The organism is Ensifer sp. ENS10, assembly GCF_014852025.1.
Classification (GTDB): Bacteria; Pseudomonadota; Alphaproteobacteria; order Rhizobiales; family Rhizobiaceae; genus Ensifer.
Genome location: NZ_JACVAS010000001.1, coordinates 209,490 through 223,820 on the forward strand (window position 1 = coordinate 209,490; position 14,331 = coordinate 223,820).

19 protein-coding genes are annotated in these 14,331 nt (G+C 62.8%); 5 read left to right on the plus strand and 14 right to left on the minus strand.

Annotated elements, in window-relative coordinates; translation table 11 throughout:
- Positions 1–58 precede the first annotated feature (58 nt).
- Positions 59–937, minus strand: a complete 879-nt coding sequence (locus IB265_RS01080) for an MBL fold metallo-hydrolase (RefSeq protein WP_057247890.1) — start codon at positions 935–937, stop codon at positions 59–61.
- Between the two features lie 92 nt (positions 938–1,029).
- A complete protein-coding gene (locus tag IB265_RS01085; protein ID WP_057247891.1) occupies positions 1,030–1,701 on the minus strand; it encodes a glutathione S-transferase family protein in 672 nt (223 codons plus the stop codon).
- Positions 1,702–1,783: 82 nt separating this feature from the next.
- Between IB265_RS01085 and IB265_RS01090 the strand changes: the two genes are divergently transcribed.
- Positions 1,784–2,239 carry a MarR family winged helix-turn-helix transcriptional regulator gene (locus IB265_RS01090; protein ID WP_057247892.1) on the plus strand — a complete coding sequence of 152 codons (456 nt, stop codon included), beginning with the start codon at positions 1,784–1,786 and terminating at the stop codon, positions 2,237–2,239.
- Between the two features lie 272 nt (positions 2,240–2,511).
- On the opposite strand, the gene IB265_RS01095 is transcribed toward IB265_RS01090, so the two are convergent.
- The 5 genes from IB265_RS01095 to tatA all read right to left on the minus strand — a co-directional run bounded on the left by IB265_RS01095 (position 2,512) and on the right by tatA (position 5,976).
- Complete coding sequence (locus IB265_RS01095; protein WP_082615695.1) at positions 2,512–3,099, minus strand: dual specificity protein phosphatase family protein; 588 nt, start codon at positions 3,097–3,099, stop codon at positions 2,512–2,514.
- A gap of 110 nt (positions 3,100–3,209) precedes the next feature.
- A complete protein-coding gene (gene ybaK, locus IB265_RS01100) occupies positions 3,210–3,683 on the minus strand; it encodes a Cys-tRNA(Pro) deacylase (protein WP_057247893.1) in 474 nt (157 codons plus the stop codon).
- A 21-nt stretch (positions 3,684–3,704) separates the two neighbouring features.
- Positions 3,705–4,049 (minus strand): ArsC family reductase, encoded by a 345-nt coding sequence (locus tag IB265_RS01105; protein ID WP_057247894.1) that lies wholly within the window; start codon positions 4,047–4,049, stop codon positions 3,705–3,707.
- 117 nt (positions 4,050–4,166) lie between these two features.
- Positions 4,167–4,799, minus strand: a complete 633-nt coding sequence (locus IB265_RS01110) for a YitT family protein (RefSeq protein WP_057247895.1) — start codon at positions 4,797–4,799, stop codon at positions 4,167–4,169.
- 7 nt (positions 4,800–4,806) lie between these two features.
- Positions 4,807–5,976, minus strand: a complete 1,170-nt coding sequence (tatA, locus tag IB265_RS01115) for a tyrosine aminotransferase (RefSeq protein WP_057247896.1) — start codon at positions 5,974–5,976, stop codon at positions 4,807–4,809.
- 209 nt (positions 5,977–6,185) lie between these two features.
- Here tatA and IB265_RS01120 point away from each other — a divergent pair, with 209 nt between their 5' ends.
- The gene (locus tag IB265_RS01120) at positions 6,186–6,668 is read left to right on the plus strand and encodes an Lrp/AsnC family transcriptional regulator (protein WP_057247897.1); all 483 of its coding nucleotides are present in this window, start codon (positions 6,186–6,188) and stop codon (positions 6,666–6,668) included.
- 43 nt (positions 6,669–6,711) lie between these two features.
- Here the strand turns inward: IB265_RS01120 and IB265_RS01125 are convergent, their stop codons facing one another.
- Positions 6,712–7,770, minus strand: a complete 1,059-nt coding sequence (locus IB265_RS01125; RefSeq protein WP_057247898.1) for a succinylglutamate desuccinylase/aspartoacylase family protein — start codon at positions 7,768–7,770, stop codon at positions 6,712–6,714.
- Between the two features lie 276 nt (positions 7,771–8,046).
- Here IB265_RS01125 and IB265_RS01130 point away from each other — a divergent pair, with 276 nt between their 5' ends.
- Positions 8,047–8,673 carry a glutathione S-transferase family protein gene (locus IB265_RS01130; protein ID WP_113479338.1) on the plus strand — a complete coding sequence of 209 codons (627 nt, stop codon included), beginning with the start codon at positions 8,047–8,049 and terminating at the stop codon, positions 8,671–8,673.
- Positions 8,674–8,778: 105 nt separating this feature from the next.
- Here IB265_RS01130 and IB265_RS01135 read toward each other — a convergent pair whose 3' ends face one another.
- The 5 genes from IB265_RS01135 to IB265_RS01155 form a co-directional block, all read right to left on the minus strand.
- Positions 8,779–9,690 carry an alpha/beta fold hydrolase gene (locus IB265_RS01135; RefSeq protein ID WP_113479339.1) on the minus strand — a complete coding sequence of 304 codons (912 nt, stop codon included), beginning with the start codon at positions 9,688–9,690 and terminating at the stop codon, positions 8,779–8,781.
- Positions 9,691–9,905: 215 nt separating this feature from the next.
- The gene (locus IB265_RS01140; protein WP_057247901.1) at positions 9,906–10,319 is read right to left on the minus strand and encodes a GFA family protein; all 414 of its coding nucleotides are present in this window, start codon (positions 10,317–10,319) and stop codon (positions 9,906–9,908) included.
- A 123-nt stretch (positions 10,320–10,442) separates the two neighbouring features.
- Positions 10,443–10,910, minus strand: coding sequence for an SRPBCC domain-containing protein (locus IB265_RS01145; protein ID WP_058324578.1), 468 nt, complete (start codon positions 10,908–10,910; stop codon positions 10,443–10,445).
- Complete coding sequence (locus IB265_RS01150) at positions 10,907–11,236, minus strand: helix-turn-helix transcriptional regulator (RefSeq protein ID WP_057248239.1); 330 nt, start codon at positions 11,234–11,236, stop codon at positions 10,907–10,909. Before IB265_RS01150 ends, IB265_RS01145 begins: the two co-directional genes overlap by 4 nt.
- 161 nt (positions 11,237–11,397) lie before the next feature.
- Positions 11,398–12,156, minus strand: coding sequence for an alpha/beta fold hydrolase (locus tag IB265_RS01155; RefSeq protein WP_057247903.1), 759 nt, complete (start codon positions 12,154–12,156; stop codon positions 11,398–11,400).
- A 149-nt stretch (positions 12,157–12,305) separates the two neighbouring features.
- Here IB265_RS01155 and IB265_RS01160 point away from each other — a divergent pair, with 149 nt between their 5' ends.
- The gene (locus tag IB265_RS01160; protein WP_057247904.1) at positions 12,306–12,752 is read left to right on the plus strand and encodes a MarR family winged helix-turn-helix transcriptional regulator; all 447 of its coding nucleotides are present in this window, start codon (positions 12,306–12,308) and stop codon (positions 12,750–12,752) included.
- Between the two features lie 36 nt (positions 12,753–12,788).
- Here IB265_RS01160 and IB265_RS01165 read toward each other — a convergent pair whose 3' ends face one another.
- Positions 12,789–13,751 (minus strand): LysR family transcriptional regulator, encoded by a 963-nt coding sequence (locus IB265_RS01165; RefSeq protein WP_057247905.1) that lies wholly within the window; start codon positions 13,749–13,751, stop codon positions 12,789–12,791.
- Between the two features lie 112 nt (positions 13,752–13,863).
- On the opposite strand from IB265_RS01165, the gene IB265_RS01170 reads away from it, so the two are divergent.
- Positions 13,864–14,289 carry a DoxX family protein gene (locus IB265_RS01170; protein ID WP_057247906.1) on the plus strand — a complete coding sequence of 142 codons (426 nt, stop codon included), beginning with the start codon at positions 13,864–13,866 and terminating at the stop codon, positions 14,287–14,289.
- The last annotated feature ends 42 nt before the right edge of the window (positions 14,290–14,331 follow it).

Below are 14,331 nucleotides of genomic sequence, written 5' to 3' on the forward strand. Positions count from 1 at the left end.
AGATTTAGAGCGCTTTGCGGCGAAAATGAAGGCTGAACGCCAGAGCTTCGTCCGGTGATCAGCGTGCCGCGCGGGCAGCCCGCACCCGTTCGACATTGCTCCGGTGCACCGCCTCGTAGGGTTCGAAATAGAGGATCGCGCCTGAGGCGATCTCCTCGGCGGCGAAATCCTTGAGCGTGCCGATAGGGGCGCCGGTCGCGATCGCATCGGTCAGCCGTTCGATGTAGAGGCGATTGGCATCGATGAGCTCCGGCCCGTAGCCGCCATCAGCTATCCTCTGGCGGTCGCCGTGAGCAGGCAGGATCCTTTCGATCGGCCATTGCCGCAGGCGCACGAGTTCGGCGACATGCGTCGCCGTCTGGTCAGCCTCGCTGATATAGGTCGTTGTATCCTCGAGCGTATCGCCGGCAAGCAGCAATTTTTCCTCGGGGAGCCAGATGACGTTGCCGTCGGCACTGTGGATGGCGAAGTGGTGCAGCTCGACTCGACGTTCGCCGACAGTGAGCGCGAGCGTCCGTTCGAACAGCCGGTTCGGCATGACGAGGGGCCGGATCGGTGGCGTCGCTGTTTCGATCTTTTCGCGGTTTTCGTGAAGTCTCTCCGCCGTCAGCTTCAGCGCGATGATCTCGCAATCGGCAAAGACAGCGTTTCCGGCGACATGGTCCTTGTGCCAATGGCTGAGCACCACGCGGATCGAGGTGACGCCGAGGCTTTCGAGGTGATTGCGGATCGCCCGGGCATGGTCGAGCGAGATATGCGTGTCATAGACCAGCGCCTCGCGGCCATCGACGATGGCATAGGAGGCGACGCCCAGTTCATAGGCGCCGTCGTCGAGCCAGTTCGGCGCCTCCGAATGAAGCCGTACGCCAGCGACACGCCCGTCGTAATAGGCAAAGACGCCGGGGTAGGGCTCCAGGATCGTCAAGGTCGAAGTCATGTCCGTCACGTTGCGCTCCTCCAGCAGGGCTTGGGCACTGTCATAGGGCAGTCCCAAGCCAAACTGAAGGACGACATGATAGACTTATCGGCCTACGCCTGCCGGGCGTTGAGCAGATAGGCGTCGTGATCCCTGAGGAACACCATCAGCCGCTCGCCGTAATCGGCCGTCACCGCCGCTTTGACGCTCGGTCGCTCGGAGAGCGCCTTGCGCCAGACACGGACGCGATCGAGCCCGTCGAAGATGCCGTGATCGGCGAGTGTGTCGAAAAGATCGAAATAGCGGAAGATCGGCGCGAAGACCGCATCGACCAGTGAAAAGCCGGCGCCGGCGAAATAAGGGCCGTCGCGCAATGCCGCCTCGATGGTCGCAAACTTGCTGGCGAGCGCCTTGCGCTTCTGCTCGTAGGTTTCCTGGTCCTTGGCAGTCTCGAAGCCCCAGAGATCCGAAAGGATCTTCGAACCAAACTCCATCCAGCCGCGATGCCGGGCGCGCTCCAGCGCATCTTCAGGGTGAAGCTTCGGGCCGGCTTGGCTTTCCTCGACGTACTCGGCGATAACGGAGCTTTCGAACAGCACGGCTTCGCCGCCTTGCTGCGGCACCTGCAGCAGCGGCACCTTGCCGAGCGGTGAGATCTTCAGGAACCAGTCGGGCTTGGCCTTGAGGTCGATATAGGTCCGCTCGAACCGAACGCCTTTTTCGTCGAGCGCGATCGACGCACGTTGCACATAGGGGCAGAGGTGGTGGCTGACGAGGGTAAGCATGGCAGTCTCCCGGTTGAACAAGTAGATGCATTTGCATGTATGTGGGCTTGATTCGATTTTCAAGATGGATGTAATTGCATCTATGACCACTGAGACAAGAAACGACGGAAAGCGTCCCGAACCGGAAACCACGGAAGCCTGGATCGGGTTGATGCGCGCGCGTGAGCGCGTGCTTGCGCGGATCGAGGCCGATTTCAAGGCTTCAGGCTTGCCGCCGCTCGGCTGGTACGACGTGTTGTGGGAGCTGGTTCAAGCGGAAGGTGGTCGTCTGCGTCCCTTCGAGATCGAGGCGCGCACGCTGCTTGCGCAATACAATCTCTCGCGCCTGATCGATCGGCTGGTGAAGGAAGGCCTGGTCCGCCGCGAAGCCTTCGACGCCGACGGACGCGGCCAATGGGTAGTGATCACGCAGGCGGGCCGGGTGATGCGCGAACGCATGTGGCAGACATATGGCCCATCGATCGAGGCCCATGTCGGCGCGAGACTGACCGAAGCAGAGGCGCGGCAACTGGCGGCGCTGCTGGCGAAGCTCAGGTAGGGCGTTTCAAGCGTGCAACGGCTTCGCGTCTTCGCAATGCCAGGTAATCGGACTGCCGCCTGTGCGCAAGTTTGCCCCTCACCCTAGCCCTCTCCCCGCAGGCGGGGAGAGAGGACGTGCCCCGCTCGCAACGCTGTCGAACGGAGACACTGTGAGGAGGAAATCGAGGGAGATACTTGCTGTTGAGGTGAGCGGTTGTCGCGAGTCTCCTTCGCCCCGCCTGCGGGGAGAAGGTGGCCGGCAGGCCGGATGAGGGGCAGCAAGCGCCGTCCTCAACTATTGAGACCAAAAGATTTTTCGAGGGCTTCCCAGGTTTCGTCCATGGCAAACGTGCCCGAGAGATAGGGGAGCGCGACATGGCCATAGAGCGGCGAAAGCTGCCACTCGGCCGTCTCCTCGTCGACGCCGGCGATCTGTTGCAGGTAGATCGTCGAGACGAGCCCGGTGCGGTCGGCGCCGGCCTTGCAGTGGATCAAGAGCGGCTTCGGCGCGTCCCGGAGGATCGCCATCAGCGCGTCGGTTTCCTTGGCGTCGATCTCCGCCGAGGCGGACATGGGAAAGTTGATGAGCCGGATACCGTTGCGCTCGGCGGCAGCAACCTCGTCGCGGTACCAGCGCTCATTCGGTTTCTCGCCACGCAGGTTGAGAATGGTGCGGATACCGTAGCCCTTGGAATAGGCGGCGATCGCCTCAGGGCTTGGCTGCGCCGAACGATAGACCTCACCAGCGACGAGCGTGTGGAAGTTGCCGGTCCATTGCAGGCCGACGAGATAGAGCGCCAAGGCTGCACCAAGCGCACCCGTGACGACGACGAGGCGTTTCAAAAGACGCTTCGCGGTGAGAAACCCTGCAGATGCCATGAGACAGACCCGACGCCGTTCGTGAGCGGACGTGCATGCGAAAGTTGCACAGTTTCATCCCGCTTCTGCGGCACGTATAAGGCATCTGCGATATTTTGATGGCGGGCGTTTCAGGCGATCAGCGCTGCCGCGATCGCCTTCAGTGCGGCCTGTGCGTCGCGCGGCGCGAGCCGGACCTGCAGCCCGCGCTGGCCGCCATTGATATAGACCTCAGCCTCGGCAAGCGCTGCCTCCTCGATCGCCGTCGGCACGAGCTTTTTCTGGCCGAACGGGCTGATGCCGCCGACATGGTAGCCGGTCAGCCGTTCGGCATCGGCCGGCTTCATCATGGCGGCCGACTTGCCGCCAAAGGCGCTAGCAAGCTTCTTCATGCTGACTTCGCGGTCGGAGGGCACGACGCAGCAGACCGGCTTACCGTCCACTTCTGCCATCAGGGTCTTCAGCACCCGGCTCGGATCTTCGCCGAGCGCTTCCGCCGCCTGCAGGCCGACGCGCTCGGCACTGGGATCGTAGTCATAGCTGTGCACGCTGAAGGCGACGCCGGCCTTCGAAAGCATCTGCGTGGCGCGCGTGGTCTTCGACATCGTTTGGCTCCGGCTCAGGTGCTACAGCGCGGCCTCGTAGAGGTCAGGCTTGAAGCCGATCAAGAGATTGCCGTCGGCCTCGAGCACCGGGCGCTTGATCATCGAGGGCTGCGCCAGCATCAGCGCAATTGCCTTTTCCTGGTCAAGGTCCTGTTTGTCGGCGTCGTCGAGCTTGCGGAAGGTCGTGCCGGCGCGGTTCAGCACCGTTTCCCACCCGGCTTCCTTGCACCAGCGTTCGAGGTGCGGGCGGTCGATCCCCTCGGCCTTGTAGTCGTGAAAGCGATAGTCAATGCCCCGGCCTTCGAGCCAGGTGCGCGCTTTCTTCATCGTGTCGCAGTTCTTGATGCCGTAGATCGTAACCGTCATTCCATGCCCCAACATCGTCGTGAGCAACTCCGGGAAACCATCCGGAATCGCACAATTTCAAAGCGTGGCAGGAGTGATAGCGTCCCGGCGAGCCCGAGGGAAGACGCCGACCTTGCTTCAGGTCACGCCGGCGTAGCGGCCCGGCCTGTGGTTGATCGCCAGCGTCATGTTGACGACGGCCGCACCCACGACCGAAAGCACGAGGTTTGCGGGTGGCAGCACGAAGTAGGCGGCGGCAAGGATGGCGAGATCGACCGCGAGCTGGAAGTAACCGGCGCGGACGCCGAACTTTTCCTGAAGATAGATCGCTACGATGTTGATGCCGCCGAGCCCGGTGCGATGGCGGAAGAGGATGAGCAGGCCCGTGCCCATCAGTCCGCCGCCGACAACCGCCGCATAGATGGGATCGAGCCGGGCGATCTCTACCCACCCGGCCGTTAGCCGCGAAAACAGCGAGACGAGGCTGACGGCGATGAAGGTGCGCAGCGCAAACATCCAGCCGAGCCGTTTGACCGCCAAAATGTAGAAGGGCAGGTTGACGAGGGAGAAGACCAGCCAGAACTCGGCGCCGGTCGCATATTGCAGGAGCAGCGCCAGGCCCGATGTGCTGCCGCTCAAGAGCATCGCCTTGCTGTAGATGATGACGCCGAGCGACATGATCAGCGTGCCCATGAGAATCGCCAGCGCATCCTCATAGAGGCGATGGCGTTCTACCGGGGCTTCGGACACGTCGATACTGCGCTCGGCCATCTTATCCTCAGAGGCTTTTGAACTTGGCGATGACGCCCTCGACTTCGGCCGTCTTCAGGCCGGCGATGTTGATGCGGCCGGAGCCGGGCATGTAGATGCCGTGCTCGTTGCGGAGCCGCATGACATCGGCCTCTGTGAGTGGCAGCAGCGAGAACATGCCTTCCTGGCTGGCGACCGCGCCGAGCGCCTGCCAGCGATCGCGCAGGCCCTCGGCCAGCGCCCGTCGGATGTTGGTGATACGCAACCGCATGGTTTCGAGTTCTTCCTTCCAGTCGCGCTTAAGGTCGGCGTCGGAAAGGATCAAACGCACGATGGCGGCGCCATGATCCGGCGGCATCGAATAGCTGGTGCGCGCGAGGCCGGCGAGGTTGGAGCGGACCGTATCGGCCGAGGAGGACGAGGTCGTCACCGCGAAGATCGCGCCGGCGCGCTCGCGATAGAGGCCGAAGGACTTGGAGCAGGAGACGGCAACCAGCGCCTCGGGCACGACGCCGATCAGGTGGCGAAGGCCGGCGACATCCTCGTCGAGGCCACGGCCGAAACCCTGATAGGCGAGATCGACGAGCGGCAGTAGGCTGCGCTCGGCGATGACGGCGGCAAGCTCCATCCACTGTGCTTCGGTAATCACGCCGCCGCTCGGGTTGTGGCAGCTCGCATGCAGCAATACGGCGTCGCCGGCAGAGGCTCCCTGCAGCGCGGTGATCATGTTGTCGAAGAGCACCGTCTGTGTTGGTACATCGAAGAACGGGTAGCCGGCGGGTTCAAGGCCGGCCGTCTTGAAGATGCTCGCATGGTTCGGCCAGCTCGGCAGGCCGATCCAGATGCGCTTGCCGCCCATCTGATGGATGAGGTCGGCCGCGAGCCTGAGAGCGCCGGACCCCCCCGGCGTCTGCACGCCGGCAATGTGGCTGCGATCGATGGTATCGCCGCCGACCAGCGTCCAGAGATGATCGATAAAGACGAGGTCGCCTTCCGGGCCGACATAGGCCTTGCTGTCCTGGGTTTCGAGCAACCGCTTCTCGGCCGCCTTGACGGCGCGGAAGATCGGCGTGTGGCCGGTTTCGTCGCGGTAGACGCCGACGCCGAGATCGACCTTTCCGGGGCGCTCGTCCTTGCGGTAGAGCCCGATCAGGGCGAGCAACGGATCGTCGGGTTGGCGGGTCAGTGCGTCGAACATGCCGGAAAATCCCCCTTGAGTGGCAGCGATGCGTTATCGGTCGAGAATGCCTGCCGGCCGCCGTTCCTCCGGCTTGCCCTGCGACTTCCTTCTTAAGTCAGGATCAGCGCAAAATCGATGCGATTTTTGCCGCAGAAGCAATATCGACAGCGTGCTATTTGCGCAAAACTCTGCAATTGATTTGCTGATTTGCGCGTTGGAGCTTGGTTATGGTTGAAAAGGTGGCGATGGAGCTGGATCAGGTCGACCGACGCATCATCCGTCTGCTCGTCGAGGATGCGTCGTTGAGCAACAACGAGCTCGCGGCCCGGGTCGGTCTCTCGCCGGCGCCACTGTCGCGCCGCCTCGCCAGGCTCTATGCGACGGGCGTCATCCGCCAGCAGGTCGTGGTCGATCCGAAGGCGGCCGGTGTCGGCTTCCAGGCTTTCGTCGAAGTGACGCTGGAGCGCACCGCAAGCAAGGTCGGTCACCGTTTCATCGAGTTGGTCTCGCGCATGCCGGAGGTGGTGGAATGCCACACGGTCGCCGGCGACTTCGATTTTCTCCTGAAGATCGCGGTGCGCGACGTCGCCGACTACAAGCGCCTGCTATGGAGCGAGTTCGAACAGATTGCCGAGATCAAGACGCTGCGCTCGACCATCCTTCTCGATAGCCCGAAGATGACGGCCGCCACCTTGGGTGACGGCCGCTGAATGAGCCGATTGGGGATGGCTTCGCGCGTTCTCGGGATTGCGCTTAGGCTTCGAGCGGTCCCGGCTTGCGCAGGGCGTTGGAGGGCTGAGCGCAGGCGATCTTCATCAGGTCCGAACGTCGGCGTGCAAGGCGGGTCGAGACGCGGGTGACGATCAGCCCATCCTGCGGCGCGCGCACGTCGAGCGAGCCGTCGAGCCGGCCGGGACGGGTGAGAATGGTCGCGAGCAGGTCACCGGCCTTTACGCTTTCGCCGATGTCGCGATGAAACAGGATGGCGCCCGCCTCCGGCGCGCGGATCATCTCGATGTTGTCGAGGGGCGCGACGATGCCAGAGAACGGCGCGATCGCCTCTTCGTCACCGGTAACGACGCCACGGGCGACGAGGAAGCGGAAGACACCCTCTGCGTCCTTACGGGCAAGCTCCGGATAGACGTCGCGCGTGCCGCGAAGCTCGACCGTGACCGAGAGGCGTCCGGGAAGACGCGCCTTCTTCTGCCCGGTCTCATACTTCCAGGCATAGGCGACAGCCTCCTCGAAGGCGGAACTTTCGCCGTCCGAGAGGAAGACCGCTTCCATGTCGAGCGCAGAAGCGAGGTCGCCCGCCTCCGGCCAGAAGGCGTCGTCGATATAGGCGTATTGCAGCGCCTCGTCGTCGCAGTGAAGGTCGAGCATCAGGTCGGCGCCGAGCGCCATATGCAGCAGCTGGCGCTTCAACCGGTCGGTCGCCGAATAGCGATCGAGATCCTCGATGAGGTAGTCCCGGTCGGCAAGCGAGATCAGCGGAAAATCGCGGTTGAAGTTGGTGCGTGAGCCGAGGTCGAAGCGGCCCTGCAACTCGCCGAAATGCGATTGCGCCGTGCCGATCGGGTTCGCCTGCGGTACGACTGTGATGTCGCCGAGGATTGCGCCGTCTTTTTCTGCCTGCTGCAATCTTTGCAGAAGGAAATGCGCCAGCGCCGTGCCCGGCAGCTCGTTGGCGTGCAGCGCCGCCTGGATATAGGTCTTCGGTGCCGCGGCATTCCTGCCCTTGAAGCGGTAGACAGGCAGGCGCCATTCGATGCCGGACGTATCGCCGGCGATGATGATTTCGGAAATGTCCATGGGCTCCTCCCGTATCGTTTTGTTGGTGGCGCTTATCGGCATTCCAACGGCGCTCCGCAAGTCGCTAAGAACCGGGGTGCGGAATCGGGTTGCGCCGAAGTCGCTCTGGCTTTGACCGCCGGGGAAGGCCTATTGTTCCCAGAAACCGCTACAGCGCCGCGCGTCTTATGAGACGCGCAAAGGTCGCTGTAGCACTTTGAAGTGCTGCATGTTTTTGTCCTTATAATCGGCGACGATTAAAGGAAACATGCAGCGGCACAGGCAGGAGACGGCAAAATGATCCTGATCGGCCAATACGACTCTCCGTTCGTTCGTCGCGTGGGCATCGCGCTCACGCTCTACGGTATCCCCTTCGAACACCGCCCCTGGTCGTCCTTCGGCAACGCCGACGAGATTCGCGCCCACAATCCGCTGACGCGCGTGCCGACCCTGGTGCTGGACGATGGGCTGGCGCTCACCGACAGCCACATCATCCTCGACTATCTCGATAGCCTCGTTTCCGACGATCAGGTCATGTTCCCGCGAACCGAGCCGGCACGACATCGGGCACTCCGGATCGCCACGCTCGCCACCGGCCTTGGCGACAAGGCGGTCAGCCTGTTTTACGAGAAACGCCTGCACGGTGAGGTCTCGGCGCTCTGGGTCGATCGCTGCCGCCGCCAGATCGAGGAAACGCTCGGCGTGCTCGAGGCGAGCCGTGCGCAAGGCCAGAGCGAATACTGGCTCTCGGAGCGCATCGGTCATGTCGATATCGTCGTTGCGGTCGTCCTGCGGTTCCTTAACGACGTGCATGCCGATCTTGTGGCGATCTCGAACTACCCTCATCTGCAGGCACATGCGCAGAAGCTGGAAGCGCTCCCGGTGTTCCAGACGATCAGCCAGCCTTTCATTCCGCCGGCTTGAGGCTTCGGCGCGATCCGGCGAGCGGCAAAGTGCAGCAATGCCGCGCGTCGGAGAGGACGCGCGGCGATCTCGATCGGCAATGCTGGCTGGCTTCAGGCGCTCCGGCTACTCGGCATCGAGGAAGCTGCGGATCGCTTTCACCGTGGCCCCTGGTTGCTCCTCTATCAGCCAGTGGCCGGATGCCGGAATGACCACTCCCGTGACGTTTTCGGCAGCCGCGCTGGCAACGACGGCCATCGTGGGGCCGAAGGATTTTTCGCCGCCAACGGCCAGAACCGGCATGCCGAGTTTGCCTTGCTTCAGGAGGGCCTGGTTGTCGGTCGCGTCCTGGTCGAAGGCTGCGAACTGGGCGAAACCGGCGCGCATCGCCCCCGGCTGGGCATAGAGCTTGGCGTAGTGTTCGCGCGATGCTTCGTCCCACTTCTTCGGGTCGGCGGAGAATTCGTTCCAGAAGCGATCGAGATAGATGCGCTCGCGGCCGGCAACCAGGCGCTCCATGTCAGGCCCGCCAAAACGGAAGTGCCAGAGCAGCGGGTTCTTGAGGATCTCTTCCCAAGGGCCGATGCCGGGAAGCGGCGCATCCATGAGCACAAGTTTTGTCGTCCGGGACGGGTACTGCGCGGCAAATTGGTAGCCGACCATGTTGCCGATGTCGTGCGCGACAACGTCGACTTTTTCCGCCTTCAAGGCGTCGAGCACGCCGGCGATATCCTTTGCTTCGTTCTTCTTGTCGTAGCCGGTTGCCGGTTTCTCAGAGAGCCCCATGCCCCTGAGGTCGGGCACGATGACGCGGTGGTTGCGGGCAAGCTCGGCGGCAAGCGGCGCCCACATGTCGCCGGTCTCGCCATAGCCGTGCAGCAGCACGACAGTTGGCCCGGACCCGCCGATGCGGACGTGAAGGGTGGTGCCGTTGGTGGCGATGTCCTGGGTGGTGAAGGTCGCCGGATAGGGCTGAACGTCGGCCAGGGCCGGGGCGGCAAGGGCGATGGCTGCGCCGGCAATGAGGGAACGGAGCATTCTGTCTCTCCTGTTTGTCGGTATGTGCCAAAAGGCGTTTCGATAAGCAGAAAATGACATTGGATAGTTGTTCGAACTAGTAGCCGAAAAGCGGAGTTATTGTTCGCCTTTGCCGAACGCTGTGCGGTCTTGTTCGCGTTCCCGCCGGGGTAGCGACCAGATGAGTGTGGGCGGGCACTCCAAGGCCCGCCCTGCGAAACCTTCCGTTGCCGATCCTAAGCCGGCGGCATGGTCTCGAATTTGGTCAGGGCCGGATCGAGATGGTCCCAGGCATGGCCGCGTATGCCGTAGGTCACGACCTGAGGCTTGTAGCGGCTGGGATCGTCGAGGCTTGCCGCGCGAACACTGAAGAACTCCGGCATGGCCGAGAAGGTCATGTAGACGGGTGAGCCGCAGGTGGGACAGAAGCCGCGCGTCTTCACATGGCCACTATCGGCGACCATGTCCCAGTGCGTCGCTTCACCTTCGAGCTTCACCCCGTCGCGGCGGAACGTCATATGTGAACCATGCCCGGTTCCGCTCTCCTGCTGGCAGTCGCGGCACTGGCAGTCGTTGGAGAAAACCGGTTCTCCGGAGATTTCGTAGCGGATCGCACCGCAGGCGCATCCGCCGATATAGGACTTGCTCATACATTCCTCCTGTTTCGGGCACGGCAAAGCCTGGCGCGCGGCCGTAAGGGCGACGCCGACCATTCTCTTTGCTCGTTCGGGTTGGTGAGGTGCCGGATTGCCGTGACGATCCGGCTTTAGCATTTAGTGCTGTTCGTCGGTGACAGAGCCGAGGCGCGACAGGACCTTCGTCCAGCCCTCGCTCATGTTCTTGTAGGCGCTGTCGTTCTTCGGCGTGACGAAGCCGGAATGCACAAGGCGAAGACGGGTGCCGTTGTCGACCTTTGCCAGCGTCCAGGTGACGACCGTATCGAGGCGGGAGCCGTAGCCGGTATTGCCCTCGTGCCCGCCCTGCCAGGAGTAGACGAAGCGCTCATGCGGACGCACCTCCAGCACCTGGCAACGGATCGTCCCGTCCCAGGCGCCGGCCGGCGTCGTCTGGAAGGTGAAATGCGTGCCCTCCACGGGTTGAAAGCCCGTCGGCGGCATGATCCATCGGCCCATCAGGTCGCCGTTGGTCAGCGTCTTCCAGATCGTCTCGGGCGTATGCGGAAACACCTCGTCGACGACGATGTCTTGCGTCTCGGACTTCAGAACTGCTGCGTCGGTCATGGATCAATCTCCTTGAGAAGTGTGCGTAGGTCGGCAAAGCGCTCGCGCCAGAAGGTGCCGTAGTGGCTCATCCAGTCGACGAGCGGCGCCAGGCCTTCGGGCTCGGCGCGGTAATAGACGTTGCGGCCCTCCGGACGCTCGGCGACGAGACCCGCCTGCTTCAGCGATTTGAGGTGCTGGGAAATCGCGCCCTGCGTCACGCCGCTGCCGCGGGTGAGCTCGACCACGGTGATTTCCTCGGCATTGGCGATGCGCTCGAAGACGGCGCGCCTTGTCGGGTCGGCAAGGGCGCGCATGACGGCGGTGATGGGGGCGGTTTCAATCATCATGGCTAAATCATTAGTGTAGGCTGATTGATTAGTCAACGCTATTTGTTTCGCCCGGCGCTCCTGAAACGATAAGGCTGTCGTCCGAGTTTGGGTTCGAGACGAGAAAAAGGGGCGCCACCCAAGGTGCGCCCCTTTGTATTGTTGTCGGTTGAGGTTGCTTATTCGCTGGCTTGAGCGGCCTGTTCGATAAGCGCTGCGACGGCATCGGGCTTCGAGACGTAGACGGCGTGGCTGCCGGATGTTTCGACGACGGTGGAGCCGGCGCGTTTTGCCATCTGGCGCTGGGCGGCCGGCGGGATCATGTGGTCGTCGGTGGCGACCAGATAGAAGCTCGGCTTTTCCTTCCAGGCCGGCGCGGTGACGGCACCGGCTGCCGCTTCCACGCCCCACGGCACCTGGGAGTCGGCCATGAAGGCTGCAATCTCGGGATCGACGTCGGCCGCGAAGGCGGCGGCGAACTTCGCCTTGTCGAGCGCCAGGAAACCATCGACCGGCGGCAGGATCGGCGGAACGGAGGCGCCGGCCGGCGGGTTGGCGATCAGCGTGGAAACGGACTCGCCCTTATCCGGCGCGAAGGCGGCGATATAGACGACGGACTTCACCTTTTCGTCGGTACCGGCTTCCGAGACGACCACGCCGCCATAGGAATGACCGACGAGTACGACCGGGCCATCCTGTGCGGCGATCGCGCGCTTGGTGACGGCAACGTCGTCTGCAAGCGACAGGGTCGGGTTCTGGACGATGGTGACGTTGTAGCCGTCCTTCTTGAGGATGTTGTAGACGCCCTGCCAGCCGGAGCCATCGACGAAGCCGCCGTGAACGAGCACGACATTCTTGGTGGCGGGGGCGGCCTCAGCCGGTGTGAGCGCGCTTGCGGAGAGGGCGAAAGCGGCGGCAGTGATGAGGGTCTTGATCATTTTCGGGTCTCCTTGGTTGAGTTGGTTTCCGCGAAAATCGTTATCGCGATAATCATCGTATACGCCGACTCGATTTCGTTGTAAAGATACTTTTTATCGCGATATTGATTTTCGCAGCACAAGGTTCGAACTGCGCCAAGGAGACTACGATGTCTGATGCACCCACCCTGCCACTGGACAGCCAGCTCTGTTTTTCGATCTATTCGGCGTCGATCGCCATCAACCGCGTCTACAAGCCCATGCTCGATGCGCTGGGTGTGACCTACACGCAGTATCTCGTCCTGAGTACGCTTTGGGAAAAGGACGGCCTGACGATCTCGGCGATCGCCGATCGGCTGAGCCTTGAATCCAGCACCATTACGCCGGCGGTCAAGCGGTTGGAGGCCGCCGGTTTCGTCGGCCGGCATCGCAGCATGGTCGACGAACGCCTGGTCGAGGTTCACCTCACCGCCAAGGGTCGGGATCTCCACGTGAAGACCGGATGCTTGACGGCCTCCCTGCTGGAGCATTCGGGTTTCACCGTACCGGAGATGATCGATCTGAACGAAAGGGTCCAGAAGTTGCGCAACGGAATGCGGGACGCAGCCAAGGCGTAGAGGCGGGCGAGCATTGCGACGCGGTTGGGCGCCGGGCTATGTCTGCTTTCTTCGCTGGTGCGGTCGTTTCCAGCCCATCACCGCTTCCGCGCTCCAACCCGCATCCGTCAGCCCGGCGATCAGGAAATCAGCCAGGGCAGAGACCTTGGCGGGTCGCGCGCGGGCCGTCGGCGTCACGAAGTACAGTCCGCCTTCCGGTAGACGCCAGTCGGTGAGAACAGGTTCCAACCGTCCGTCCGGAAAATACTGGGTGGCGATGAACTCGGGGAGCTCGGTCATCGCCAGCCCTTCGAGTACTGTCGGCAGCAAGGCCTCCGCGCTCGTCCCTCGCAGCAACCCCCTGGGCGCAACCGCCACTTCCTCGCCGGTCTCGTGATGGGTGAAGCGCCAGACGTCCCGTTTCGCCCGGTTGGCGTAGCTCAGACACTGGTGGGCGATAAGGTCGTGCGGGTGCTGCGGGCGGCCATTTGTTTCAAGGTAAGCCGGCGAAGCGACGACGAACCGTTGGACAGGTGCGATCAGCCGCGCGACGAGCGATGAATCCTCCAGCACGGCGATGCGCAGCGCAGCGTCGAAGCCATCGCCGATGAGGTCCGTCTGCGCATCGGTCAAGTGAAGGTCGACTGCAATCTCGGGGTAGCGCCGAAAGAATTCCGGCAGAAGGGGAGCGACCCAGCGCGTGCCGAAGGACAGCGGCGCCGCTAGCTTCACCAGCCCTCGCGGACGGCTGGCGGCCTCGCGCGCCAGGTCCTCCGCCTCTTCGGCATCCGCGAAGATCCTGGACGCCCGTTCGGCCAGCATGTGGCCGTAGTCGGTCAGGGCAAGTCGGCGCGATGTTCTATTGAGCAGACGACCGCCAAGTCGCTCTTCGAGACGGGTGACGGCGCGCGATACGGTTGCGACCGAAACCCCCATCGTCCGTGCCGCCGCAGCGAAGGAACGCTCCTCCGCCACCTTGGCAAACATCGCCAGCGCTTCGAAATCGGGCAGCTTGGACATCGACAATTCTGCAATGATGACTTTCAATCATTTCTATTTCGAAAAGAGCGGAGTTGCAACATCATGGCCTGGTCCGCAACGAATTGCGAAGTCCACGTCAAGGAGACGTTCAATGTCTGCGACCCGTTATCTTCCCTTTGTCGGCCGGCTGCTGATCGGCCTTCCCTTCGCCATGAGTGGTTTCAGCAAACTCGGCGCCTACAGCGCCACGACCGGCATGATCGATGCCGTCGGGCTGCCTTTTCCACCGCTGGCCTTCACCGTGGCAGTGCTTGTCGAGCTTGGTGGAGGTCTGCTTCTCATTGCCGGCTATCGCACCCGATCCGTGGCGGCTGCTCTCGCGCTGTTCTCCCTCGCAACGGCCTTCTCGTTTCATAGCAATTTCGCCGATCAGAACCAGATGATCCATTTCCTCAAGAACGTCATGATGGCGGGTGGGCTTCTTCAGATCGCTGCATTCGGCGCCGGTGCTTTCAGCATCGACAATCGGCACCAGGCCGGCGAGCCGGGCACAGGCGCGGCGGTTGCCGCCCATTAGTCAGCCAATGCCGGATCGGCGGATGTTGCCACCGGGCTGAGC

Bases quoted from the DNA above. Each gene is read 5' to 3' on its own strand.
- IB265_RS01105 (WP_057247894.1), bottom strand. From the start codon at position 4,049: ATGACGGTTACGATCTACGGCATCAAGAACTGCGACACGATGAAGAAA.
- IB265_RS01140 (WP_057247901.1), bottom strand. From the start codon at position 10,319: ATGAGCAAGTCCTATATCGGCGGATGCGCCTGCGGTGCGATCCGCTAC.
- IB265_RS01155 (WP_057247903.1), bottom strand. From the start codon at position 12,156: ATGATCAAGACCCTCATCACTGCCGCCGCTTTCGCCCTCTCCGCAAGC.
- IB265_RS01085 (WP_057247891.1), bottom strand. From the start codon at position 1,701: ATGCTTACCCTCGTCAGCCACCACCTCTGCCCCTATGTGCAACGTGCG.
- IB265_RS01080 (WP_057247890.1), bottom strand. From the start codon at position 937: ATGACTTCGACCTTGACGATCCTGGAGCCCTACCCCGGCGTCTTTGCC.
- IB265_RS01160 (WP_057247904.1), top strand. From the start codon at position 12,306: ATGTCTGATGCACCCACCCTGCCACTGGACAGCCAGCTCTGTTTTTCG.
- IB265_RS01145 (WP_058324578.1), bottom strand. From the start codon at position 10,910: ATGACCGACGCAGCAGTTCTGAAGTCCGAGACGCAAGACATCGTCGTC.
- IB265_RS01120 (WP_057247897.1), top strand. From the start codon at position 6,186: ATGGTTGAAAAGGTGGCGATGGAGCTGGATCAGGTCGACCGACGCATC.
- ybaK (WP_057247893.1), bottom strand. From the start codon at position 3,683: ATGTCGAAGACCACGCGCGCCACGCAGATGCTTTCGAAGGCCGGCGTC.
- IB265_RS01150 (WP_057248239.1), bottom strand. From the start codon at position 11,236: ATGATTGAAACCGCCCCCATCACCGCCGTCATGCGCGCCCTTGCCGAC.
- IB265_RS01095 (WP_082615695.1), bottom strand. From the start codon at position 3,099: ATGGCATCTGCAGGGTTTCTCACCGCGAAGCGTCTTTTGAAACGCCTC.
- IB265_RS01165 (WP_057247905.1), bottom strand. From the start codon at position 13,751: ATGTCCAAGCTGCCCGATTTCGAAGCGCTGGCGATGTTTGCCAAGGTG.
- IB265_RS01135 (WP_113479339.1), bottom strand. From the start codon at position 9,690: ATGCTCCGTTCCCTCATTGCCGGCGCAGCCATCGCCCTTGCCGCCCCG.
- IB265_RS01130 (WP_113479338.1), top strand. From the start codon at position 8,047: ATGATCCTGATCGGCCAATACGACTCTCCGTTCGTTCGTCGCGTGGGC.
- IB265_RS01125 (WP_057247898.1), bottom strand. From the start codon at position 7,770: ATGGACATTTCCGAAATCATCATCGCCGGCGATACGTCCGGCATCGAA.
- IB265_RS01170 (WP_057247906.1), top strand. From the start codon at position 13,864: ATGTCTGCGACCCGTTATCTTCCCTTTGTCGGCCGGCTGCTGATCGGC.
- IB265_RS01090 (WP_057247892.1), top strand. From the start codon at position 1,784: ATGACCACTGAGACAAGAAACGACGGAAAGCGTCCCGAACCGGAAACC.
- tatA (WP_057247896.1), bottom strand. From the start codon at position 5,976: ATGTTCGACGCACTGACCCGCCAACCCGACGATCCGTTGCTCGCCCTG.
- IB265_RS01110 (WP_057247895.1), bottom strand. From the start codon at position 4,799: ATGGCCGAGCGCAGTATCGACGTGTCCGAAGCCCCGGTAGAACGCCAT.